Below are 22,059 nucleotides of genomic sequence, written 5' to 3'. Positions count from 1 at the left end.
AAGTCCAGTTCAGCCGTAGTAGCGTGGCCAAACATGTCGATGGTCAAGAAGAGCTTTTGCTTGTCATCCTGGATTTCAGCAATCTTGCCGACCATGCCGTTGAAGGCACCTTCGGTGATCATGACGTTTTCGCCAACTTCGTAGTCGTAGTCAACCTTTTCAGTTGCTTCGCCTTCTTGCATCTGCAGGATGGCTCTGACTTCTTCCTCGTAAAGTGGGGAAGGCTTGGAACCACCGCCGTGGCTGCCAACGAAACCAGTAACGTTAGGAGTGTTCCGGACAACAAACCAGCTTTCGTCAGTCATGACCATTTCAACCAAAACGTAACCAGGGAAGACCTTTTCGTTAACTTCTTCCTTCTTGCCGTGCACGTCTTCGATCTTTGGTTCTTGCGGAACGACAACCCGGAAGATGTAGTCCTGCATCCCCAGTGACTGGGCCCGGGACAGCAAGTCGGATCTAACCTTGTCTTCAAAACCAGAGTAAGTGTGCAGGACGTACCATTGCTTCTTGGCGGATTCTACCATAATTTCTTTAATCTCCTTTTTGGCAAACAAAAAAACCTCGCTAAAGAGGTTTTCCTAGAAACTAGCATGATTATAACATACTTTGTCGCTCTTACAGAACTAATTGAATCAATTTTGCAAAGGCCCAATCCAAGGCACCCAAGAAAATCGCGTAAAGCAGAGAGGTTACGACCACGTTCACCGTGTCGCGCCGGTTTTCCTTAGCACTTGGCCAATGAACCAGTTTCATTTCCTGACCAACGCTCTTAAAAAACTTAATCATCCCTGTCTACCTCGTTTCCTTGTGCAAAGTCTTCTTGCCGCAGTGCTTGCAAAACTTGTTCAGTTCCAAGCGCTTGGTGCGGTTGTTGTTTGCAGTGATTGAGTAGTTCCGTGACCCGCAAACGCTGCAGGCCAAAGCTGCTTTCTTTACTGCCATAATATTCACCTTCAAACTTCATTTGATTTTAGCAAAAATCCGCCCTAAAAGCAACTATATATATGACCGACTTTGCCGGGCTTTATTTTCACATCTTAAGTGGTCCCTGTGTCATAATGGTACTATCGAAAATGCAACTGTTGTATTCCATGAGGAGAAAAAATGAATCAACACCCCGAATACCTGCTTAACAAGATCAAGTCTCCAGCTGACCTCAAAGTCCTGGACCTGGAAGAAATGAACCAGCTGGCTTCAGAAATCCGCCACTTGATCATCGAAAAAGACGCGGCAGTCGGCGGCCACCTGGGTCCTGACCTGGGGGTCGTGGAACTGACCATCGCCTACCACTACGTCTTTGACGCCCCTGGAGACAAGATCATCTGGGACGTCTCCCACCAGACCTACCCCCACAAGATGCTGACCGGCCGGGCTTATGCCTGGCTGGACCCGGAAGCTTACGGCAAGGTGACTCCTTACACCAACCCCGATGAAAGTCCCTACGACTACTACGCCGTTGGCCACACTTCTACCTCCATCTCTTTAGCCACCGGCATGGCCAAGGCTCGAGACCTCTTAGGCGGCAGCGAGCGGATCATGGCCGTCATCGGCGACGGCTCCTTGACCGGCGGGATGGCTTACGAAGGCTTAAACAACGCCGCGATGGAAAAGGGCAACCTGGTCATCGTCATCAATGACAACCAGTGGTCCATTGACAAAAATGTCGGCGGCTTGACCACGGCCCTAAAGAAGCTGAGAGACAGCCAAGGGAAGGATCCGGAAAATCCTTTTAAGGCCTTCGGCTTTGACTACCGCTATGTGGCTGACGGCAATGACCTGGAAAGCATGATTAATGCCTTCAGCGAAATCCGTGACGTCGACCATCCCCTGGTCTTGCACGTCAACACTTTAAAGGGCAAGGGCTATGAGCCAGCCATCCAGGATGAAGAAAAGCACCACTGGGTCCGGCCCTTCAATTTAAGCGATGATTCGCCAAAAACCGTGGCCGCTGGCCCGACTCCAGCGGAAATTGCCGTTAAGACCGTGGCCAGCGCTATTGACGGCGGCCAGGAAAACATCATGGCCGTCACGGCCGCTATCCCTGGCGTCTTTGGCCTGGACTCCTTTAAAAAGTCTTACCCGGACCACTACCTGGACGTTGGGATCGCCGAGCAGGATTCCGTGGCCTTCGCGGCAGGCTTTGCCAAGGCTGGCGGCCGGCCGGTCCTTTTTGAAAACTCCACCTTCCTGCAGCGGGCCTTTGACCAGCTCAGCCATGACGTGGCCGCCAACAACTTGCCAGTCGTCATGATCGTGGCTGGCGGCGGGATCCAGGCCAACTCCAAGACCCACGTGGGCGTCTTTGACCAGGTCATGGTCAGCAACCTGCCCAACTGGAAGTACCTGGCCCCGACCAGCTTGACTGAAGAAGCAGCCATGATCAACTGGGCCCTGAAGCAAAAAGACGGCCCCGTAGCTATCAAGCTGCCGGTCCGGCCAGTTCCAGCCGGCGGCGCCGTTCTAGAAGGCTACCGGCACATCCACTACCAAAAGCGGCGGGCCGGGCAAAAAATTGCCATCCTGGCTTTGGGCGACATGCAGGAATTAGGCAGCCAAGTTGCCGATGAACTTGACGCTGCCCTCTACAATCCTTTGTCAGCCAATATCTTGGATACTGACTGCCTGGACCACTTAGCCCGCCACTACCAGGCCGTAGTTACTTTAGAAAACAACATCCTGGACGGGGGCTTCGGGCAAAAGGTAGCCTCCTACCTGGCTGACCGGCCGATTTTGGTCAAGAATTTTGGCGAAAAGCGGGAATACACCGATGTTGACCAAAGCTACGACCAGATCCTGGTTCACAACCAATTGACGGCTGAGCAAATCGTTGCCAGCGTCAAGCAATTATTTAACTAAGACGATTTAAAAGCAGAAAAAACGGCGACTCTACGAGTCGCCGTTTTTCGCCCCTTCCCCTCCCTTATGGGAGACAAGAGGTCAGGAATGTAGGGAAAAGATTATTTCTTAAGGTGTTCGTTGACAAAAGCGATGATCTTGTCGTCAGAGTCGCTCATGAATGGAAGCATGGCTTCCTCAGTCTTGTCGGTGTTGTGGCCGTTTGACTCCATGAAGTAGTCCCAGAGGGCATCTCTTACAGGAGTGTCTGAGTCACTCCAGTCAAAAACTTCTTTCATTGAACGGTCCAGCAAAGCTGTCTTTACAATTTCTGACATTTTGATTACCTCCTAAACAATTTTTTCATCCTACACCTATATTATAATCCGAATTGGCTAAAAAGTTTATGCCCCAACCCGCAATTTTAGCTTGATTTTTTCCTTCACCCGGTATTTGGCCCGCATGAGCCCCATCTCGCTGACCTGGTACTGGCGCTTGATCTCCCCGGCCTGCTTATAGCCGAGCTCCAGGAGCAATTCTTCTAGCTCCAGCATGCTCAAAGACTCAACCAGGTCCCGCCAGTCCAAGACCGGCGCGGGTGGATCCGCGATCAGGCAGGAAGCCTGCTCAAGTTCGCCAGCTACGTCTTCCCAGTAGACCTGGTCACTAATGGATAGGCGCTTTTTCCGCTTGCCCCGTCTGATCAAGTTGACGGCCCGGTTGTGCAGGCTGACCTTGTAAAAGCCGACAAATGGCTTCTCTTGCGTCAGATCAAAGCGCTTGGCCGTCTTATAGCAGAGGATCAAGGCCTCTTGCTCCCAGTCCTGGCTGTCATATAGCTCCACAAAATACTGCTTGATGGTGCCGCCGATCACTGGCAGGCAGCTGTAATACAATTCTTTAAGGGCCTGGTCATCATCCTCTTTTTGAATCCGGCTGATCAGCAGGCGCTCTCTTTCCTTTGTCAATCCCATAATAAAAAGCCCTTTCATTCTGTTTGCCCACAGAATAAAGGACTTTTTTCTTTGACAGAATCGAACCATTGTTTGATTCTATCACTTTTCGCAAACTGTAAACGATTTGCCTTACAAAGGGTGGCGGCTGTTAAAGGCCTGGTAGAGCAAAACCCCGGTTGCCACTGAAGCGTTAAGGGATTGGACGTGGCCAATCATCGGGATGGTCAGGGTCTGGTCCATTTGCTTAAGAAGAAGCGGGGAAATCCCCTTGCCTTCATTGCCGATGACTAAAACGGTCTTACCGTTAGCATTCCACTTCCGGTAGTCGTCGCCTTCCATGGCCGTCCCGAAGATCCAGTAGCCCCGGTCCTTCAAGGCCTGGCAGGTTTGAACCAGGTTGTTCACCCGGGCAACTGGGACGTGGTCAATAGCCCCGGTTGAGGTCTTAGCGACCACGCTGGTCAGACCGCTGGCCCGGCGCTTAGGGATGATCACTCCGCTGACCCCGGTCGCGTCGGCGCTGCGGAGGATGGAGCCCAGGTTGTGCGGGTCTTCAATATTGTCCAGCATAAGCAAAAGAGGAGCATCTTCTTGGTCCAGTTTGTCCAAGAGCTGGTCAAAGTCGGCGTATTCAAAAGAGGCCACAGCCAAAACCAGGCCCTGGTGGTTTTCCCCGCCAGTCAGCTTGTCCAGCTTGTTTTTCGGCACCCGCTGGATGATCAAATGCTTCTTTTTGGCATAGCGGTAGACCTCTCTGGCAAAGTCCTCCTGGACCCCTTCAGCCAGGAAGACCTTGTTGATCTTTTCACTGTCCTGGGTTTTCAAAAAGTCGATTCCGGCATGGCGGCCGAAGACAAAATCCTTGTTAGTTGAAGACATATTCCCTTGTCCCTTCATTTTCCACCTCATCAATGCACCAGGCAATCAATTCCTTGACTCTGGCATCTTCTCCGGCCAAATCCAGGTAGCCAAAAACGGCTTCAAAGCCGGTTGACATCTCATACGTGGCCAGGCTGGTGTTTTTGGCCTTGGTATGGGTCTTGGCGTTTCTGCCCCGCCGGTAGGCCTTTTCTTCTTCTTCGGTCAAAAAGCCGGTGTCCAGCATTTTTGCAATCAAGCCGGCCTGGGCCTTGGCTGAGACATAGTGAGTCGCTGCTCTTTGCAAGTTCTGCGGCTTCAGCATCCCGCCCTTGATCAAGTGCCGGCGGATGGCGGCTTCATAGATCCCGTCGCCTAAGTAGGCAAGAGTCTGCCCGCTCAAGGTATTGGGATCGATTTCCTTCTCAGTTAACTTCTGTACTTTATTCACGGCTCCACCTGGTTCCTTGCGGGGTATCCTTGAGGACTACCCCCATTTCTTTAAGCTGGTCGCGGAGTTCATCACTCTTGGCCCAGTCCTTGTTCTTTCTGGCCTCAGTCCGCTGGGCCACCAATTCTTCGATTACGGCGTCATCATCGCCGGCTTCCTTAGCCAGAAGCTTGTCAACATCCAGGCCAAAGACGCTGAGCCAGGCGGTTAACTTTTCAGCAAAAAGCTGCAAACTGTCCTTGTCGGCTTTTTCAGCGTTAGCGTTGGAGTTGACGGCTGGCAGGGCTTCGTAGATGGCGGTCAAGGCGTTTTGCACGTTGAAGTCATCGTCCATGGCTGCTTCGAACTTAGCCGTGGTTTCAGCAAGCAGCTTTGCCAGGTCTGGGTCTGGCAAGCTTTCAGTTGCGTCAGCCAGGCGGTACTTGATCCCTTCCAGGGTGTTCTTGAAGCGGTCCAGAATGTTGGCGGCTTGGGCCAGATTTTCTTCAGAGTAGTTGATCTGGCTTCTGTACTGGACGCTGGCCATAAAGAAGCGGAGAACCTGGGGGTCAACGGTCTTTAAGATATCGTGGACGGTCACGAAGTTGTGCAGGGACTTGGACATTTTTTCCTCATCCTTGCCCACGGTCACGAAGCCGTTGTGCAGCCAGTAGTTGACGAACTTCTTGCCCGTCTTGGCTTCACTTTGGGCAATTTCGTTTTCGTGGTGGGGGAATTCCAGGTCCTGCCCGCCCCCGTGGATGTCCAAGGTGTCGCCTAAGTACTTGGTGGACATGACTGAGCATTCAATGTGCCAGCCAGGCCGGCCCTTGCCCCATGGGGAGTCCCAGGCAATTTCGTCTGCCGCCTTCTGCCCCTTCCAGAGGGCAAAGTCGATTGGGTCTTCCTTGCGGTCTTGTTCTTCATCGTTTACGTGCTGGGAGGCCCCTTCTTCCAGCTGGTCGATGTTCTGATCGCTGAGGCGGCCGTAGTCAGCGAACTTTTTGGCCCGGTAGTAGACGTCCCCGTCTGCTTCATATGCGTAGCCTTTATCAATCAGGGTCTGGATGAAGTCGATGATGGCTGGGATTTCATGGGTTGCCCGCGGGTGAAGAGTAGCTTCTTCGATGTTCAAGGCCCGGGTGTCTTCCAGGAAGGCCTTGATGTAGCGTTCGGCTAATTCCGGCACGGTCGTGCCTTCTGCCCGGGCTTCGTTGATCATTTTGTCATCGACGTCGGTAAAGTTGGAAACGTAGTTGACCTTGTAGCCCTTGTATTCAAAGTAGCGGCGGATAGTGTCAAAAGCGATGGCGCTTCTGGCATTGCCGATGTGGATGTAGTTGTAGACCGTCGGCCCGCAGACGTACATGCTGACCTGGCCGTCAACCAGGGGTTTGAATTCTTCTTTTTGCCTAGTTAAAGTGTTGAAAAGCTTCACGATATTTTCCTGCTTTCTTTTACAAGTTTTTCCTTACCTGCAATAATTCAGTACTTAACACTCTACATTTTAGCAAACTATCACGGCCCTTGGCCGCAAAATACCGGCTGGCAGTGGTAAAATCTGTGGAAACAGAGAAAAATAGAAAAAATAGAGAGAAGAAAAATGACCCTACTGACAGATTTAAAAAATTACCAGCCCTTTAACGAACAAGAAGCAGCAGACGTCAAAGAGATGATCTACCGGCTGGAGACCGGGGAAGAACTGTTCTTGCGGTCCAATTTGGCCGAGCACTTTACGGCTTCAGCCTGGGTGGTCAACCCGGCAAGAGATAAAGTCTTAATGGCCTACCACCGGATCTACGACTCCTGGGCCTGGCTGGGCGGGCACGCCGACGGCGATCATGACCTTTTGCATGTGGCTTTAAAAGAAGTCGAAGAAGAAAGTGGGGTTAAAGCAGATCCAGTCACAAAGCAGATCTATTCTGTTGAGATTTTGACCGTGGACGGGCATGAGAAAAGGGGCAAGTACGTCCCGTCACACCTGCACTTAAACGTCACCTACCTCTTAGAGGCAGACGACAATTTGCCCATCCGGCCTAAAGAAGACGAAAACAAGGCTGTTGCCTGGTTTGCCTTGGACGAAGCCCTGGAAAAGTCAACCGAGCCCTGGTTTGTCGACCGGATCTACTCCAAACTGAACGCCAAGCTCAAGGACTATCCGGTGAACTAAAAACTTTTTTCAAAAAGACGCTTGACAGGCGCTTATTCCCGTTTTAAGATTACATTAATTAAAAATTAAAGCAATTTAAGAAAAGTATCGATTAGAAGAGTAACCAGGTCCGGCTTTTTCCAGAGAGCTCAAGTTGGTGCGATTGAGCAAAAGCCGCCTGGCGAAACACATCTAAGAACTGGTTGGCCGAAATAAAGTAGGCCTTCCCGCTAGCGAGCGTTACCACGGCTGCCCTGGGTGTTCCTGGAAACTGGCCTTCTTTGCCCTTTCCGGCGACTAGTCAGCGGCAGTGTAAGGTCAGTTGCCGTGAGACAGCTGATGAAATGAAGTGGGACCACGACTAACAATCGTCTTCAAGGAAGCAATTCCTTGAGGGCGATTTTTTCTTTCTTTTCGTTTCTTACTCTTTCTTTTTTAATCTTTCTTTTTCTGCCAGCTTTAAAAATGATTTTGTAAAGGAGTCCGCCATGAAAGAGTCAAACATGTTCAAAAATACCCCGTCTGCCTTAAGTGGCCGACATCCCCTCGCTGCTTTTTAAAAAAGAAAACGACATTGTTCTGCATCAGTAATTTTTAGAAAACACCGAGGAAAAGATCATGAAAAAATCAGCCATCATCACTTTAGCCCTGTCCGCCAGCCTGCTTTCCGCCTGCTCAAGCAGCTCCGCCAGCAGCTCTAAAACCAAGCAGGTCTTAAACTGGTTCTCCGCTGGGGAAATCTCCACCATGGACCCGGCTCTTAACAATGACGTCTACGGCGGTGAGCAACTGGACGCCACCATGGAAGGCCTGGTCCGCCTGGGCAACAACTCCAAGGTCCTGCCCGGCATCGCCAAGTCCTGGAAGGAAAGCAAGGACGGCCTCACTTGGACTTTCAACCTTAGGAAAAACGCCAAGTGGTCCAACGGGGAAGACTTGACGGCCGAAGACTTCGTCTACGCCTGGCGCCGGCAGGTCAACCCTAAGACCGCCTCAACCCAGTCCAACAAGTACTCCGGCGTCAAGAACGCTGACGCCATCGTCGCTTCCAAAAAGCCCGTCAATAGCTTAGGTATCAAGGCTGTCGGCAAGTACAAGCTGGTCGTAACCCTGGAAAGAAAGATCCCTTACTTCCAATTGCTTTTGGCTGGATCTGCCTTCGCCCCGCAAAACCAGAAGTTCATTGAAAAAGCCGGCAAAAAATACGGCACGGCCGCTAAATACACCCTGTCTGACGGTCCATTCGTCATGAAGGGCTGGACCGGGTCCAACCTGACCTGGAAGCTGGTCAAGAACAAGTACTACTGGGATAAGAAAAATGTCAAGCTGACCAAGATCAACTTCAGCGTGCAAAAGTCCCAAAGCACCTCCTACAACCTCTACCAGGCCGGCAAACTGGACATGACCACCCTGTCCGCTTCACAAAGCAAGAGCCTGAAAAAACAAAAGGGCTGGCAGATCAAGAAAAGCAACCGGACCCAGTACCTCATGTACAACTTCAAGACTGATAAGAACTTGCAAAATGTCAACCTCCGCCGGGCTATCGCCGCTGCTATCAACAAAAAGTCCCTGGCCAAGACCTTGAACCTGGCTGACATCGCTGCTACTTCTTTAACTCCAAGCGGGATCACTGACCCGGTTACCGGCAAGGAATTCAGCAAGGAAGTCGTAACCAAAGAGACCAAGGCTATCCAGTCCGGGACTAAGGCCCAGGCTAAGGCTTACTACAAGAAGGCCTTGCAAGAGCTGGGCAAAAAGCAGATCACCATCAAGCTTTTAGGTGATGACACTGACGATGCCAAGAAGACCACGGAATTCATCCAAAGTACCCTGGAAAGCACCCTGGGCATGAAGGTCGAAGTTACCAACATCCCCTTCAAGACCCGCTTTGCCAGAGAAGAATCCGGCGACTTTGACGTGATCCTGGACGGCTGGAGCGGTGACTACGCTGACCCGAACACCTTCCTGGAAATGTTCCAAAAGACCAACGTCAACAACTACGGCTCTTGGGAAAACGCGGCCTACAACAAGGCTATGGAAACTTCCAAGACCACGACTTCAACCAAGAAGCGCTGGAGTGAACTGGTCAAGGCTGAACGCATCCTCCTTACCCAGCAGGGCGTGACTCCTCTTTACTACGGCAACACCGCGACTTTGGTCAACCCAAAGGTTAAGAACATCACCCTCAAAGGCGCAGGCCTGGCTTACAACTTCAAGGGTGCCTACATCAGCAAGTAATTAACTACTAAGGAGCAAAAGATGACTTTTCCCTACCAAGAATTCGCCCGTGAAAAAATGCCAGCCCTCCTAGCTGACTTAAAAGATCTGATCGCCATCGACTCTGTCAGAAACATGGACCTGGCCACTCCCGAATATCCAGTGGGGCCGGGTCCGGTCAAGGCTTTGGAAAAGTTCCTGGCCATTGCCGCCAGAGACGGCTTTCAAATTGAAAACATCGACAACTATGCCGGAGTCGTCACTTTTGGCCAAGGCGACCAGGAATTAGGCGTGGCCGTCCACGTCGACGTCGTTCCGCCAGATGAAGGCTGGAGCCAGGATCCCTTTACCCCCTGGGTCAAAGATGGCAGAGTCTTCGGCCGGGGAGCAAGCGACAACAAGGGTCCGGCCTTAGCCGCCTACTACGCCCTCCTGGCTTTAAAGGAAGCTGGTTTTCAGCCGAAAAAGAAGATCACCTTGATTATCGGCACTGACGAGGAAACCGACTGGGTGGGGATGAAGTATTACCTGCAAAAGCGCCCGGCTCCTGACTGGGTCTTCTCCCCCGACTCCTCTTTTCCCATCGTAACTGGCCAGGCTGGTCTGGCTGTTTTGAAGACAGATTTTATTGCTGAGGAAAGTAAAGCAGATACTGGCTTAGTCCTTGAATCCTTCTCTGCCGGCCAGGCTACCAATATGATCCCAGCTGCCGCGACCGCCATCGTTTCTGGCGAGAAGCTTGAGAAAATTGCTGCAGCTTTCCCGGACTTTTTGGACAAAAATGGCTTGATTGGAGAAAGCAAAGAATCAACTTGTGAAAATGGCACTGGCTTAAAGATAACCTTAGAGGGCGTCAGCGCTCACGCCTCTGTTCCTTGGGAAGGAAAAAACGGGGCCTGCCTCCTGGCCAGCTTTTTACGGAACTTTCCTTTCGCCGGCCGAGCCAAAAACTTCCTCAATTTTGCCGGCGAACTTGAACTGGAGGACTACTACGGGAAAAAGATCGGGATCGCCAATACTGATCCCGAGATGGGCAAGTCCATCAACTGCCCGGCCGTCTTCCGCTACCAAAAGGGCCAGGAAGCCTACATCAAGAGCGACATCCGCTATAGCCGGGGGGCCAGCCCGGAAAAAATGTGCCAGCAGCTAAACGACAAGTTCGGCACTTTTTCCCAGACGAGCTTCCAGCCTTACCAAGACTTTGAAAAGCCCCACTTCGTTGCCAGCAATGATCCCTTCGTCAAGACCCTCCTTTCCGTTTACGAAAAGCAGACTGGCCAAGCCGGTGAGACCATCATCTCCGCCGGGGCCAACTACGGCCGCTTCTTTAAAAACGGGGTCGGCTACGGACCTGCCTTCCCAGGCAGCCTGGACACCGCACACGCCATCGACGAATCCATCAGCCTGGCTGAACTGGAAAAAAGCCTGGCTATCTACGCTGAAGCTATTTACGAGTTAACCAAGTGAATGTAGAGAAAAAAGACTTTTACCTTATTTTGGTAAAAGTATTTTCTTATCTGCTTGCCTTCAGTTCCTCGCAAATCTGCCGGTGGCGGTCAGCGTAAAGGCTGCTCTTTTCCCAAATAAAGGTGAAGTCGTGGCGGATCTGGAAGTCCCGCAAATTTAATTTCCGCAGCTTTCCTGCTTTTAAAAGGTCACTGACCGCGGTCTGGTACAAAAAAGAGACCCCGCAGTTGGCCAAAAGCAGCTGGGTGATCATCTGCATATTGCCGACTTGGACATACTGCTCAAAGTCGCTCAATTCCCGCCCCTGGGCCCCTAAGCTGTCCTCCAGGATCTTCCTGGTCCCTGAGCCTGGTTCTCTGACTAGCAGCCGCTGGTCAAAAAGGTCGGCGATCTGGTCTGGCTCCTTGGCAAAAGCCAAATCTGGCGAGCAGACGGCGATAAAGTCCTCGCTTTGGTAGCGCAGGCTGGCATAGCCCCTGGCCGGGTCGCCTTCGACCAGGGCAAAGTCCAGGTCTCCCTCATCCAATTTCTTGGTCAAAAACTGGGTATTGCCGTAGACGACTTCCACATTTGTCTGGGGATGGTCTTTCAAAAAGCGGCTTAGCGGCCTGGCTAAGGCGTATTCCCCAATCGTCATGGTTACCCCAAAGCGAACCGGCGGCAAGTCGGCCTGCTTGATTTCGGCCTTAAGCAGGCGCTCATCGCTCTGCATCTGCCGCATGGCCAGGCGCAGCTTTTCTCCTGCAGCCGTCAAGGTCAGCCTCTTGCCCTGATAGCTGAAGAGCTTGACCTGGTATTCCTTCTCCAGAAAGCGGATGTGCTGGGAGACCGCCGGCTGGGTCACGTGCAGGCGGTCGGCCGCCCGGGTGAAGTTCATGGTCTCACAGACCGTTAAAAATGTTTTGACGCGAAAATCCAGCATTGCTTGCCCCCTTTATCAATAAATGCAGTTTATCGACAGATAATAATCTATAATTTTATTTTCTACTATTTTACCTCTATACTTAAGCATGTTCAAAAAATATCTGGAGGCAAAAAAATGAATTGGATTAAAAAGAACCTGCCCGGCATCCTGGTCTGTCTGGCTATCGCCATCCCCGCCTGGCTTTTGGGCAAGGCCTTCCCGGTCATCGGGGGCGCGGTTTTCGCCATCTTGTTTGGGATGGTCATCACCCTTTTTTGGGAAGACAAGCAAAAGGCAAGTAACGGGATCAAGTGGACTTCCAAGTACATCCTGCAGACGGCCGTGGTCCTCTTGGGCTTCGGGATGGACCTGCAGGTGGTGGTCAAGACTGGCAGCCAGTCCCTGCCGATCATCATCTGCACCATCTCAACCTCTCTCTTGCTCGCCTGGCTTTTGCATAAGTATTTAAAAATTCCCAGCAAGATCTCAACCTTGATCGGGGTCGGCTCATCCATCTGCGGGGGCAGCGCCATCGCCGCTACCGCCCCGGTCATCGACGCTGACGACGATGAAGTGGCCCAGGCCATCTCCGTCATCTTCTTTTTCAACGTCCTGGCCGCTATCCTCTTCCCCATCTTTGGCAAGCTCCTGGGCTTTGACCAGACCAGCGGGAACTCTTTCGGCATCTTCGCCGGAACAGCCATCAACGACACTTCTTCCGTCACTGCCGCGGCGGCAACCTGGGACAGCATGTTCCATTTAGGTAGTCAGACCCTGGACAAGGCCGTGACCGTCAAATTAACCAGAACCCTGGCCATCATCCCCATTACCCTGGCCTTAGGCTATTTCAGCGCCAAAAAGGAGCAAAGGGGCAACAGCTTTAGCTTGAAGCGGGCCTTCCCCGCCTTCATCCTCTACTTTGTCCTGGCTTCCTTAATCACGACTTTCGCCCTGGCCAATGGGGTCAGCGCCAATATCTTTTCGCCACTAAAGGAACTGAGCAAGTTCATGATCGTCATGGCCATGGCCGCGATCGGCCTTAACTCCAACATCGTCAAGTTGGTCAAGTCCGGGGCCAAGCCCCTCCTGCTCGGCGCTTCCTGCTGGGCCGGAATCACTGCCGTCAGCCTGCTTTTGCAGCGGGGCTTGGGCCTGTGGTAAAAAAACAGACAATTTAATCGATTGCATGAAAAAAGGCTTTTACCAAAACGGTAAAAGTCTTTTCGTTTATATGCTGTTTTATTCGATACCAGCTTCGCTAAGCTGCTTTAAAGTCAGGTCCAGGTGCTTCATGACCGTTTCCTTGCCCATCAATTCCATGGCTTCGCCGATGCCAGGGCCAACCATTGACCGGGTAGTGGCGATCCGGATTGGCATGAAGAGCTTGCGGCCCTTGATGCCGGTTTCCTTCCGGGTGGACATGATGGCGCCCATGATCTTCTTGGCCGTGAAGTTGTCCAGCTTGTCTAATTGCTTCTTGAATTCTTCAATAGCTGGACGAGCTTCGTCCTTCTTGATTTCTTCCACTTCTTCGTCGGTCAGGTATTCGGCTTCAGTGAAGAAAATCTTGCTCAAGTCGACGATTTGCTTGGTGTAGGACATTTGGTTGGCGTACATGTTGACCAATTGTCTTACCCATTCCATCTTGCCTGGAGCCGGGTTGGCTTCAACCAGGCCAGCTTCTTGCAGGTTGTGCAAGGACAAGTCAAGGAGTTCGTCTCTGTCAGCAGTCTTCATGTACTGGTTGTTGACCCAGTCCAGCTTCTTTTGGTCAAAGGCAGCTGGTGACTTGGACAGACGAGCCGGGTCAAACTGCTTGATGAATTCGCGCTTGGAGAAGATTTCGCTTTCGCCAACCGGTGACCAGCCCAGCAAGGTGATGAAGTTGAACATGGCTTCTGGCAGGAAACCAAGTTCTCTGTATTGTTCGATGAACTGCAGAACTGATTCGTCACGCTTGGACAGCTTCTTGCCAGTAGCTGAGTTGATGATCAAAGTCATGTGGCCGAAGACCGGGGCTTCCCAGCCCAAGGCTTCGTAAACGCAAAGCTGCTTTGGCGTGTTAGAGATGTGGTCATCGCCCCGAAGAACGTGGCTGATTTCCATCAAGTGGTCGTCGATAACGACGGCAAAGTTGTAAGTTGGCATCCCGTCGCGCTTTTGGATGACGAAGTCACCGCCGATAGTGTCGGATTCAAAGCTGAGGTGGCCCTTAACGATGTCGTCCCATTCGTAAGTCACGCCTTCTGGAATGTGAATGCGGACAACTGGCTTAAGACCCTTGGCCCGGGCTTCGTCTTGGGATTGCTTGATTTCGTCAGCAGTCATGCCTTCGTATTCGTAGACATAGTGAGGAGCAATCCCCATGGCCCGCTGTTCTTCACGCTGGGCTTCCAGTTCTTCTTCAGTTTCAAAGGAGTAGTAAGCCTTGCCTTCTTCAAGCAGCTGATCGATGTACTTTTGGTAGATGTCCTTTCTCTCGGACTGCTTGTAAGGGCCGTAGTCGCCGCCGACGTCCGGACCTTCATCCCAGTCGATCCCCAGCCAGTGCAGGTTCTCGATTTGAGATTCAGCCCCGCCTTCAACGTTTCTGGCGGTGTCAGTGTCTTCGATTCTCAGAACCAAAGTCCCCTTGTTGTGACGTGCAAACAGATAGTTAAACAGAGCAGTACGCGCGTTACCAATGTGCAAGTGGCCAGTTGGTGACGGAGCGTATCTCACGCGGATTTTCTTATTAGCCAAAATTATGCCTCTTTCTTACTATTCTTCAACTTATTAAGTTTACTAGCAATAAGGAAAAAATTCAATCTTTACCGGCAAATACGGCCCTAACGGCAAGCAAAAAATGCCCGCCAAAGGCAGGCATTTGTCAATTAATCTGATTTGCTTATTTCTTGGCTTCTACGCCCTTCTTGAAGACGAAGTATTCCGCTGCCCACAAGATGGCCACGTAGACTACTTCTGCCAGCAGGTAGAGCCAGCTGACCACCGGCAGGCTCAAGTCCGTGTGGGAAGTGTGGAAGCCTGTATTGTCGATGACAAAGCTGAAGTCAAAGCCAGAATTGGAGATCATGTTGATGATCGCGCTCAAGATGCTGGTGCTGCCCCAGGAAAGAAGAGCAAGCAGAGCAAGCAGGATGACCGCCTTGGCAAACTTGCTCCATCTGCCCTTCAAAGGCAGGAAGTCGCCCAAAACGCTGGCTGATTCAGTAATAAAGAGCCAGAAGCAGATGCCGCCGACATAGCTGACCAAAGTGAAGAGGATCAGGTAAAGGCTCCAGTTGATGATACTGGAAACGTATGGCTGGAAAGTCGCTGCTGCTTGAGCATCAATCTGCATCTTCCCGCCGAAAAGGAAAGGCAGCAAGGTTACGGCAAGGATCAAGATGTTGCCCAAACCAAAGATGATCAGATCTGCCAGTCCCGTCAGCAAGTTGGCCGTCAAGAAGTTGCCGGTCGTTACCGGTACTTGCCGCCAGGTCTGAGACCGGTTGACCTTATAGGCAGCCATGATAATGTCGATTGAGTACCAGGCACACATGAAAAAAATCGCGGTTGCGGAAATTCCGACGCTGATACCATTTGAATCACTGCCGAAACCATATCTGATCCCGAAATACAAGTTGATCAAGAGGATAAAAACTGCTTCGATGCCCAAGGCGATCCAGGTGGTCCGGCTCTTTTCCTTGAACATGGCCGCGAAAATCTGCTTAAACCCAATCATTACTCTTCCCCCTCGTAAAATCCTTCATACCATTCTTCGATGCTTTCGTGCTCAGCCCGGATTTCATCAGCGCTGCGCTGCTCTAAGACTGAATGCTTCTTGATCAAGACGACCTCGTCGATCACTGGCGCGATTTCGTCCAAGACATGGTCGCTGATGACCAGGGTCGCGTCTTCCGGCTTCCAGAGCAGCATGGACTTGATGATCTTCTTCCGGCTCATGGCGTCAACCCCATTGAAAGGCTCATCTAAGAGATAGAGCTTGGCCTTGCGGGAGAAGACCAGGGCGATGATCAGCTTCTCCTTCATCCCCTTGGACAGGTTGCCCAGTCTTTCTTCTTCATTCAAGTTCATGAATTCCAAGATATCGGCAAACTGCTTAGCGTCAAAGTCCGGGTAGACCGTCCGGTAGAAGCTGGCCACTTCCTTGATCTTGCGGAAGTCGCGAAAAGCTGACAGGCTGTCGGTCATGGCGATATACTGCTTGCGGCGGTCTTCATCGCCTTCGCCGCAAACCTCCACGCTGCCCTTGTATTGTTTGGCCAGGCCTGCGATCACCCGCATCAAGCTGGTCTTGCCGGCCCCGTTGGCCCCGACTAAGGCCACGATCTGTCCGGCCTCCAAAGTCAAGTTGACTCTCTCCAAAATCGTCTTTGAACCCTTGTGGTAGCTTAAATCCTTAATCTCCAAAGCCTTCATGCTATTCCTCCCTTGTGTCTTCTAAGTAGCTGGCCAATAGTCCAGTCAGGCTTTTCCTTTCGACTCCGAGCTTCTCCATGCGGCTGACAAAAGCAGCCAGCTCCTGCTTCAGCAGTTTGCTCTTCATTTCCTCCAGGCGGCTTTCATCAGTCGTGACGAAGTTGCCTTCACCACGCTTGCTATAGATATAGCCTTGAGCCGTCATCTCTCTCAGCGCCCGCTGAACCGTATTGGCGTTGACCGTCAATTCAAGTGCCAGGGCTCTGACTGAAGGCAGCTTGTCGCCAGCCTTGAGCTTACCCTGGGCGATCTGCAAGTAGATGTAGTCTTCAATCTGCAAGTAGATCGGCAAGTTGTCTTTGAATTTCATTTGCACACCCCTTCGCTGTACTAGTTATCTAATACACTGTTAGTGTATAACGGATTGGCCCTTTCGTCAAGGCAGAAACAGCAAAAAAGCTAAATTTTGTCCCTTTATTGTTGACCTAGTTCTTTCCAGTAATTTTTAGTTACCTTTTTTCCTTTAAATAATCAGCAGGTTCTGCTTTTAAGTTAGACAAAGTCTGCTTTTTACCAAATGAACTAATACTTAAAGTTGTTTTTAATTTCTCAACAGTTGCTTTAACAAGGACTTCAGTCCTGTCTCATTTTCAGCTCATAGTCGCAAGAAAGCGTTTCTTTTTGTGTATTTTCTGTTAGACTACAATTAGTGTTTGATAATGTAAACTTTTCAAGGAGGACAACATGAAAAAGACTAAGACTTTTTTGGCTGCCGGCAGCATCTTGACTGCTGCATTAGCCTTGACGGCCTGCGGCGGCAACTCTTCATCTTCTTCATCTAAAAAAGAACTGAACTGGGAAGAATCAGCTGAAATTCCTACTATGGACCTGTCCAAGGCTACTGACTCAGCCAGCTTTACCCAATTGATCAACACCATGGAAGGCCTTTACCGGGCAAAGTCTGACGGCAGCCAGGAAAAGGCCATGGCTACCAGCGAAAAGGTGTCCAAGGACGGGAAAACCTACACCTTTACTCTCCGTAAGGACAACAAGTGGTCAAACGGTGACCCGGTAACCGCGCAAGACTTCGTCTACTCATGGCGCAGAACTGTTGACCCAAAGACTGCTTCTCAATACGCTTACCTGTTTGAAGGCATCAAGAACGCCATGGACATTCAAAACGGCAAAAAGAAGCCGGAAACTTTGGGGATCAAGGCCGTTGGCAAGTACAAGCTGGTTGTAACTCTGGACCGGCGGATCCCTTACTTCAACAACTTGATGGCCTTCGGCAGCTTCTTCCCGCAAAACGAAAAGGCAGTCAAGAAGTACGGTTCCAAGTACGGTACTGCCTCCAAGTACATGGTCTACAACGGGCCATACGTTATGAGCGGCTGGACTGGCTCAAACCTGTCCTGGAAGCTCAAGAAGAACCCATACTACTGGGACAAGAAGAACGTTAAGCTTGACGCGGTCAACTACAGCGTGCAAAAGACCCCGTCAACTGCCTACAACCTCTACCAGTCAAACAAGCTTGACGCGGTTTCCTTGGACGCTGAACAAAGCAAGCAGCTCAAGAGCGTTAAGGGCTACAAGCTTTATGCCCGCGGGACTACCTTCTACATCCAATTCAACCAGGCTAAGAACAAGTACCTGCAAAACGCCAACATCCGCAAGGCTCTTTCCATGGCCATCAACCGGGAAAGCCTGACCAAGGTTCTGGGCGGCAGCAACACTGTAGCTCACACCTTTACTCCAGAGAAGCTGACCACGGTCAACGGCAAGGACTACACCAGCCTGATTTCCAAGAGCGATGAAGCTTACACTTACTACAACAAGAAGGAAGCGCAAAAGTACCTTAAGCAGGGTATGAAGGAACTTGGCGTTTCCAAGCTGAGCTTCAAGCTTTTGTCAGACGACACCGATGGTGCCAAGAAGTCAACTGAAGCAATGCAATCAAACATTCAAGAAACTCTGCCGCAAGTTTCCATCACCACGCAAAACCTGCCATTCAAGACCCGGCTGGCCAGAACCGACGCCGGCAACTTCGACATGGTCGTAACTGCCTGGGGTGCCGACTTCAACGACCCGATTTCCTTCCTGGACTTGATGACTACTACCAACGCTCAAAATGGCGGCAAGTGGTCCAACAAGGAATATGACAAGCTGATCGAAGCTTCAAAGACTACTGGCTCAGACTCTGAACGCTGGAGCGACCTGTCCAAGGCTGAAGGCGTTCTGCTTAAGGACGTTGGTATTTCACCACTTTACTCAAGCACCAGTGCCTGGATCGTCCGTCCAAACATCAAGGGCTTGGTAAACCTGCGCGACCACTGGGACTTCAAGTACGCTTCTGTTAACTAGTGTCTGTCCCTAGAAGCTAACAAACTGAATCACTGAAAATAGCAGACCGTCTGGTCTGCTATTTTTGTACTTTAGCTCTATTTCTTGCTACAATTGAACTGATTTTTGAAAAGATTGGTGGCAGGCAAAAAATGTACAAAGTAGTCAAAAAAGAAACTATCAAGGCTGACCGCTTCACGGTTATTCAAGAAAAAGTGGCCAAGGACGGGCAAATAGCCCCATATTCCTACGTCACGATCGGCTTCGGGATTTCCATCATCCCCTTCATTGATGATGACCACGTCCTGCTCTTAAAGGAATACCGGCATCCCGTTGGCAGCTGGCAATATGAATTCCCAAGCGGCGGCATTGATGAGGGAGAAGAGCCCAGTCAAGCAGCTAGAAGAGAGCTTCTGGAAGAAACGGGCTATGAGGCCAGCCAGTTGACAGAGCTGGGCTTCACCTACCCTTCTTTTGGCTCAACCAATGAGAAGATCAACCTTTTTGCCTGCCGGGCCAAGAAAATAGCTCAGCCAAAAAGAGAGATTCTGGAAGAAATCAAGATGGAGATCGTCTCCGTCGACCAGCTGGAAGATTTGATCGTCAAAGGTGAATTTGCCCATGGGGCTGGCCAGGCAGCCTGGCTCAAGTGGCGGCTGCTTAATGAGAAAAGATAAGACTAGTAAGCAAGAGCAGCAAAAAGGTCAAGCGAGAAATCGCTTGGCCTTTTTTCCTCACAAAAGCAACAAATCTTTACTGGTCTTGGTAAAAGGGTGGAAGCCGTCTTCATCAAGCCAGCCGCAGTCCTCAATTCTGACGCCCCCGACGCCCGGCAAATAGATCCCCGGCTCAATAGAAAAGCACATCCCTGCTTCCAGCTTCTGCTTGCTTCCCGGTTCCAGATTCACCGGCTCATGAACCTGCATTCCGATCCCGTGACCTAAGCGGTGGGTAAAGTACTGCCCGTAGCCCGCTTCTTCGATAACCCCGCGGGCCACCTGGTCCAGCTCACCTGCCGTCATTCCTGGTCTGGCTGCCCTAGCCGCCGTCTCCTGGGCTAACCGGACCGTCTCATAGATTTCCCGCTTTGCCGGGCTGATTTCGCCCAGGGCCACCGTCCGGCTGACATCTGAAGCATAGCCGCCTTTCATGATCCCCAAGTCAAAAATTACCATATCCCCGGCCTGAACCCCCTTTTGGCTGGGCAGACCGCTGACGCTGGCCGCGCTTTCTCCGGCCTGGACGATCAATGGGAAGCTTAAGTTCCCCATCCCCTTTTTCTTCAGCTGGTAGTCCAGTTCAAGGGCCAGCTCGCTTTCACTCATCCCCTGCCCCTCTTTTAACAGGGCAAAAGCCAATTCCAGTGCCTGGTCGGCCTGTCTGCCAGCTGCCTGCAGCTTTTCAATTTCCGCCGGCGACTTGATCATCCGCTGTCTGGCCAGCCAGGAAGAGATGTCTGCTTCCAAATTCGCTTCCGGGAAAACTTCCTTAATCGCCCGGTAGTGACTGAGGGTCACCGTCCGCGCTTCTAATGCCCAAACTTCTTTTGGCCAGGCGGCCATTTTTTCTTTGGCCTTCTCCCAAGGATTCTCCCCGTCTTGGTAAAAGCAGGCCTGGTCCGCCCAAGCAGTCTGCTTGACTTCTCCTTCATTGATGGCTGGAGCCAGCAAAAGGGCCTGGCTTGTTCTGGATACCAGCAAGGCAAAGACCCGCTCCTCCGTCCAGCTGCTGTAGCCAGTAAGGTAGGCAATGTCCACTGGATCAGCCACATAGGCCAGGTCAATGCCTTTTTCATCCAAGTAGAAGCTTAAGCTGCTCAGATGCTCTTTCCAGGTTAATTTTCTTTCTTCTTTCATGCTTTTTCACTCCCAAAAAACTGTTCTCGCTTTATTTTCATATTTCTTTCCTTTTTCTAGTGTTTTTTAATTAATCTCCTAGGCAAAGCCGTTTGACCATTATATAATTTCTATCAAATCCAAAATTCATTCTATTGATCTATTTTTGGATTTGGGGAAACAAAAATTTTGCATCATAAGCACTGGCTTATTAGAAAGGATAACACAAATGAGCAATAAGCTTTGTCAAAAACGGCTGACCAGCCCGCAGAAGTTAAAACTTGATTTTCAGAAAATATTGCCGCGGAAATCTTTTCCGCGGTTTTTTTGCTGCAATTTTTCTTTTTTTCTGACAATTTTTTCTATCAATTGTTCTAAGAAACAGATCAATTAAAATGATATAATAATTCATATAATAAAGAAAGCGCTTTTACAAGAAAGGAAACGCCTATGAACAAGCAGAAATTGCGGCTGTCCATCAGCCTCTACCTCAACTACGTGGCCCACGGCTTCGGCCTCTTGATCCTCTCCCAGAACATGACCGCCCTGGGTAAAAGCTGGTCGGTCCCCTTGAAGCTGGTTTCCTTCGTCATCTCCGGCGTGGGGATCGGCCGCCTCTTGGCCTACCTGATCACCGGCTACCTGGCCGACAAAATCAGCCGGAAGTTCTTCGTCTACCTAGGCATGACCTGCTATCTTGTTTTTGCCTTGGGCATCCCCTTCTCCAAAAACGTCTACCTGGCTTACGGCCTGGCCATCTTAGCCGGGATCGCCAACTCCGCCCTGGACGCCGGGACCTACACGACTTTTGCCGAAATGGGGCAAAAGGGCAGCCGGGGCAACATCTTGATCAAGGCCGCCGCCTCCTTGGGCGAATTCATCCTGCCCCTTTTGGTGTCCAGCCTTCACCGCCACCAGCTCTGGTACGGCTACAGCTTCATGGCCATGGCCGGAATCTTAATCGTCAACGCCATTCTCCTGGCGCCCCTAAAATTCCCGCAGCCTGGCCAAAAGGAGGCTGAAAGCGGGCAAAATTCCGCCAAGAGCCAAAAGAGCTGGCTGACCACGGCCTGCTTTGCCCTCTACGGCTATGCCTCCATGGCCCTCATGATCTGGTTCACCCAGTGGATTACCCTTTTTGGGCAAAAGCAGGGCTTCTCCACTTCCACCAGCCACCTCTTTCTTTCCTTATATAGCGTCGGTTCCATCATTGGGGTCTTCATCCTCTTTGGCTTGCTCAGCCGGGAAGTCTCCCCTTACGCCATCCTCTTGATCATGAACGTCTTAGCCACTTTGATGGTCCTTTTGCTTTTATTCAGCCACTCCGCAATTTTGTCTGAATTTGCCTCCTTCATGTTTGGCTTGACGGCCGCCAGCGGGATCATGCAGACCGGCCTTAACGCCTTCATGGAATTCTTCCCTGATAAAAAGGGCCTGGCTACCGGGATCTTCTACTTCTTTGGGGCAGCTGCTTCCTTTACAGTCCCGATCATCACCGGCGTCTTATCAGACATCGACATCCGCCTGGCCTTTGGCGGGGACCTGGCTGTCGGCATCTTAGCCTGCCTTTTGGTTACCGTCATCTCTGTCAGCCACAGTAAAAGAAGCGGGGTTGAAGCTAAACAATAGTAAGCAAGTTGATA

The 22,059-nt window shown here is 51.1% G+C and carries 22 protein-coding genes and 1 other annotated feature; of the genes, 8 read left to right on the top strand and 14 right to left on the bottom strand.

Translation table 11 applies throughout. The annotated features are described in order from the left end of the window. The 3 genes from nusG to rpmG all read right to left on the bottom strand — a co-directional run. A partial coding sequence (nusG, locus tag ACI32D_RS04685) for a transcription termination/antitermination protein NusG (protein WP_439775470.1) occupies positions 1-527 on the bottom strand: 527 nt, incomplete at its 3' end. A gap of 91 nt (positions 528-618) precedes the next feature. Next, entirely contained in the window at positions 619-789 is a 171-nt protein-coding gene (gene secE / locus ACI32D_RS04680) for a preprotein translocase subunit SecE (RefSeq protein ID WP_270449140.1), read from the bottom strand. Positions 790-795: 6 nt separating this feature from the next. Continuing rightward, positions 796-945, bottom strand: a complete 150-nt coding sequence (gene rpmG / locus ACI32D_RS04675) for a 50S ribosomal protein L33 (RefSeq protein ID WP_270449142.1) — start codon at positions 943-945, stop codon at positions 796-798. Positions 946-1,107: 162 nt separating this feature from the next. On the opposite strand from rpmG, the gene ACI32D_RS04670 reads away from it, so the two are divergent. Further along, a complete protein-coding gene (locus ACI32D_RS04670) occupies positions 1,108-2,859 on the top strand; it encodes a 1-deoxy-D-xylulose-5-phosphate synthase (RefSeq protein ID WP_439775469.1) in 1,752 nt (583 codons plus the stop codon). Positions 2,860-2,960: 101 nt separating this feature from the next. Here the strand turns inward: ACI32D_RS04670 and ACI32D_RS04665 are convergent, their stop codons facing one another. The 5 genes from ACI32D_RS04665 to cysS form a co-directional block, all read right to left on the bottom strand. Continuing rightward, positions 2,961-3,176: a P8 family protein gene (locus ACI32D_RS04665; protein ID WP_270449146.1), complete on the bottom strand. Its 216-nt coding sequence runs from the start codon at positions 3,174-3,176 to the stop codon at positions 2,961-2,963. A gap of 66 nt (positions 3,177-3,242) precedes the next feature. Then, a complete protein-coding gene (locus ACI32D_RS04660) occupies positions 3,243-3,812 on the bottom strand; it encodes a sigma-70 family RNA polymerase sigma factor (protein WP_439775468.1) in 570 nt (189 codons plus the stop codon). 111 nt (positions 3,813-3,923) lie between these two features. Then, positions 3,924-4,673: a 23S rRNA (guanosine(2251)-2'-O)-methyltransferase RlmB gene (rlmB, locus tag ACI32D_RS04655; protein WP_439775471.1), complete on the bottom strand. Its 750-nt coding sequence runs from the start codon at positions 4,671-4,673 to the stop codon at positions 3,924-3,926. After that, positions 4,660-5,103, bottom strand: coding sequence for a Mini-ribonuclease 3 (locus tag ACI32D_RS04650; protein ID WP_439775467.1), 444 nt, complete (start codon positions 5,101-5,103; stop codon positions 4,660-4,662). Before ACI32D_RS04650 ends, rlmB begins: the two co-directional genes overlap by 14 nt. Next, positions 5,096-6,520: a cysteine--tRNA ligase gene (cysS, locus tag ACI32D_RS04645; RefSeq protein ID WP_439775466.1), complete on the bottom strand. Its 1,425-nt coding sequence runs from the start codon at positions 6,518-6,520 to the stop codon at positions 5,096-5,098. The genes ACI32D_RS04650 and cysS overlap by 8 nt, the downstream gene beginning before the upstream one ends. A gap of 165 nt (positions 6,521-6,685) precedes the next feature. On the opposite strand from cysS, the gene ACI32D_RS04640 reads away from it, so the two are divergent. From ACI32D_RS04640 to pepV, 3 genes are all read left to right on the top strand, one after another. Beyond that, entirely contained in the window at positions 6,686-7,252 is a 567-nt protein-coding gene (locus ACI32D_RS04640) for an NUDIX hydrolase (RefSeq protein ID WP_439775465.1), read from the top strand. Between the two features lie 78 nt (positions 7,253-7,330). Beyond that, positions 7,331-7,610, top strand: a binding site (T-box leader). A 239-nt stretch (positions 7,611-7,849) separates the two neighbouring features. Next, positions 7,850-9,469 carry a peptide ABC transporter substrate-binding protein gene (locus tag ACI32D_RS04635; protein ID WP_439775464.1) on the top strand — a complete coding sequence of 540 codons (1,620 nt, stop codon included), beginning with the start codon at positions 7,850-7,852 and terminating at the stop codon, positions 9,467-9,469. 21 nt (positions 9,470-9,490) lie between these two features. Beyond that, positions 9,491-10,915 carry a dipeptidase PepV gene (pepV, locus tag ACI32D_RS04630; RefSeq protein ID WP_439775463.1) on the top strand — a complete coding sequence of 475 codons (1,425 nt, stop codon included), beginning with the start codon at positions 9,491-9,493 and terminating at the stop codon, positions 10,913-10,915. 46 nt (positions 10,916-10,961) lie between these two features. Here the strand turns inward: pepV and ACI32D_RS04625 are convergent, their stop codons facing one another. Then, positions 10,962-11,837, bottom strand: coding sequence for a LysR family transcriptional regulator (locus ACI32D_RS04625; protein WP_439775462.1), 876 nt, complete (start codon positions 11,835-11,837; stop codon positions 10,962-10,964). 117 nt (positions 11,838-11,954) lie between these two features. On the opposite strand from ACI32D_RS04625, the gene ACI32D_RS04620 reads away from it, so the two are divergent. After that, on the top strand, positions 11,955-12,980 hold the full coding sequence (locus ACI32D_RS04620) for a YeiH family protein (protein WP_439775461.1): 1,026 nt from the start codon (positions 11,955-11,957) through the stop codon (positions 12,978-12,980). Positions 12,981-13,058: 78 nt separating this feature from the next. Here ACI32D_RS04620 and gltX read toward each other — a convergent pair whose 3' ends face one another. From gltX to ACI32D_RS04600, 4 genes are all read right to left on the bottom strand, one after another. Next, positions 13,059-14,561: a glutamate--tRNA ligase gene (gene gltX / locus ACI32D_RS04615; RefSeq protein WP_439775460.1), complete on the bottom strand. Its 1,503-nt coding sequence runs from the start codon at positions 14,559-14,561 to the stop codon at positions 13,059-13,061. Between the two features lie 145 nt (positions 14,562-14,706). Further along, complete coding sequence (locus tag ACI32D_RS04610) at positions 14,707-15,543, bottom strand: ABC transporter permease (RefSeq protein WP_439775459.1); 837 nt, start codon at positions 15,541-15,543, stop codon at positions 14,707-14,709. After that, positions 15,543-16,241, bottom strand: coding sequence for an ABC transporter ATP-binding protein (locus ACI32D_RS04605; protein ID WP_439775458.1), 699 nt, complete (start codon positions 16,239-16,241; stop codon positions 15,543-15,545). The genes ACI32D_RS04610 and ACI32D_RS04605 overlap by 1 nt, the downstream gene beginning before the upstream one ends. Position 16,242: 1 nt before the next feature. Further along, entirely contained in the window at positions 16,243-16,611 is a 369-nt protein-coding gene (locus ACI32D_RS04600; RefSeq protein ID WP_439775457.1) for a GntR family transcriptional regulator, read from the bottom strand. A 374-nt stretch (positions 16,612-16,985) separates the two neighbouring features. Between ACI32D_RS04600 and ACI32D_RS04595 the strand changes: the two genes are divergently transcribed. Both ACI32D_RS04595 and ACI32D_RS04590 read left to right on the top strand, forming a co-directional pair. After that, entirely contained in the window at positions 16,986-18,602 is a 1,617-nt protein-coding gene (locus ACI32D_RS04595; protein WP_439775456.1) for a peptide ABC transporter substrate-binding protein, read from the top strand. Between the two features lie 131 nt (positions 18,603-18,733). Continuing rightward, positions 18,734-19,258 (top strand): NUDIX domain-containing protein, encoded by a 525-nt coding sequence (locus ACI32D_RS04590; protein WP_439775455.1) that lies wholly within the window; start codon positions 18,734-18,736, stop codon positions 19,256-19,258. Between the two features lie 57 nt (positions 19,259-19,315). On the opposite strand, the gene ACI32D_RS04585 is transcribed toward ACI32D_RS04590, so the two are convergent. After that, positions 19,316-20,437: an aminopeptidase P family protein gene (locus ACI32D_RS04585; RefSeq protein WP_439775454.1), complete on the bottom strand. Its 1,122-nt coding sequence runs from the start codon at positions 20,435-20,437 to the stop codon at positions 19,316-19,318. A 429-nt stretch (positions 20,438-20,866) separates the two neighbouring features. On the opposite strand from ACI32D_RS04585, the gene ACI32D_RS04580 reads away from it, so the two are divergent. Then, a complete protein-coding gene (locus ACI32D_RS04580; protein ID WP_439775453.1) occupies positions 20,867-22,045 on the top strand; it encodes an MFS transporter in 1,179 nt (392 codons plus the stop codon). Positions 22,046-22,059 lie beyond the last annotated feature (14 nt).

Origin of the sequence: Lactobacillus sp. (assembly GCF_051873315.1) — a bacterium.
Lineage (GTDB): Bacteria > Bacillota > Bacilli > Lactobacillales > Lactobacillaceae > Lactobacillus.
Note: the sequence above shows the minus strand (reverse complement) of the source record. Positions and strands in the feature narration are given on the sequence as shown.

Bases quoted from the DNA above. Each gene is read 5' to 3' on its own strand.
- secE (WP_270449140.1), bottom strand. From the start codon at position 789: ATGATTAAGTTTTTTAAGAGCGTTGGTCAGGAAATGAAACTGGTTCAT.
- rpmG (WP_270449142.1), bottom strand. From the start codon at position 945: ATGGCAGTAAAGAAAGCAGCTTTGGCCTGCAGCGTTTGCGGGTCACGG.
- ACI32D_RS04670 (WP_439775469.1), top strand. From the start codon at position 1,108: ATGAATCAACACCCCGAATACCTGCTTAACAAGATCAAGTCTCCAGCT.
- ACI32D_RS04665 (WP_270449146.1), bottom strand. From the start codon at position 3,176: ATGTCAGAAATTGTAAAGACAGCTTTGCTGGACCGTTCAATGAAAGAA.
- ACI32D_RS04660 (WP_439775468.1), bottom strand. From the start codon at position 3,812: ATGGGATTGACAAAGGAAAGAGAGCGCCTGCTGATCAGCCGGATTCAA.
- rlmB (WP_439775471.1), bottom strand. From the start codon at position 4,673: ATGTCTTCAACTAACAAGGATTTTGTCTTCGGCCGCCATGCCGGAATC.
- ACI32D_RS04640 (WP_439775465.1), top strand. From the start codon at position 6,686: ATGACCCTACTGACAGATTTAAAAAATTACCAGCCCTTTAACGAACAA.
- ACI32D_RS04635 (WP_439775464.1), top strand. From the start codon at position 7,850: ATGAAAAAATCAGCCATCATCACTTTAGCCCTGTCCGCCAGCCTGCTT.
- pepV (WP_439775463.1), top strand. From the start codon at position 9,491: ATGACTTTTCCCTACCAAGAATTCGCCCGTGAAAAAATGCCAGCCCTC.
- ACI32D_RS04625 (WP_439775462.1), bottom strand. From the start codon at position 11,837: ATGCTGGATTTTCGCGTCAAAACATTTTTAACGGTCTGTGAGACCATG.
- ACI32D_RS04620 (WP_439775461.1), top strand. From the start codon at position 11,955: ATGAATTGGATTAAAAAGAACCTGCCCGGCATCCTGGTCTGTCTGGCT.
- ACI32D_RS04610 (WP_439775459.1), bottom strand. From the start codon at position 15,543: ATGATTGGGTTTAAGCAGATTTTCGCGGCCATGTTCAAGGAAAAGAGC.
- ACI32D_RS04605 (WP_439775458.1), bottom strand. From the start codon at position 16,241: ATGAAGGCTTTGGAGATTAAGGATTTAAGCTACCACAAGGGTTCAAAG.
- ACI32D_RS04600 (WP_439775457.1), bottom strand. From the start codon at position 16,611: ATGAAATTCAAAGACAACTTGCCGATCTACTTGCAGATTGAAGACTAC.
- ACI32D_RS04595 (WP_439775456.1), top strand. From the start codon at position 16,986: ATGAAAAAGACTAAGACTTTTTTGGCTGCCGGCAGCATCTTGACTGCT.
- ACI32D_RS04590 (WP_439775455.1), top strand. From the start codon at position 18,734: ATGTACAAAGTAGTCAAAAAAGAAACTATCAAGGCTGACCGCTTCACG.
- ACI32D_RS04585 (WP_439775454.1), bottom strand. From the start codon at position 20,437: ATGAAAGAAGAAAGAAAATTAACCTGGAAAGAGCATCTGAGCAGCTTA.
- ACI32D_RS04580 (WP_439775453.1), top strand. From the start codon at position 20,867: ATGAACAAGCAGAAATTGCGGCTGTCCATCAGCCTCTACCTCAACTAC.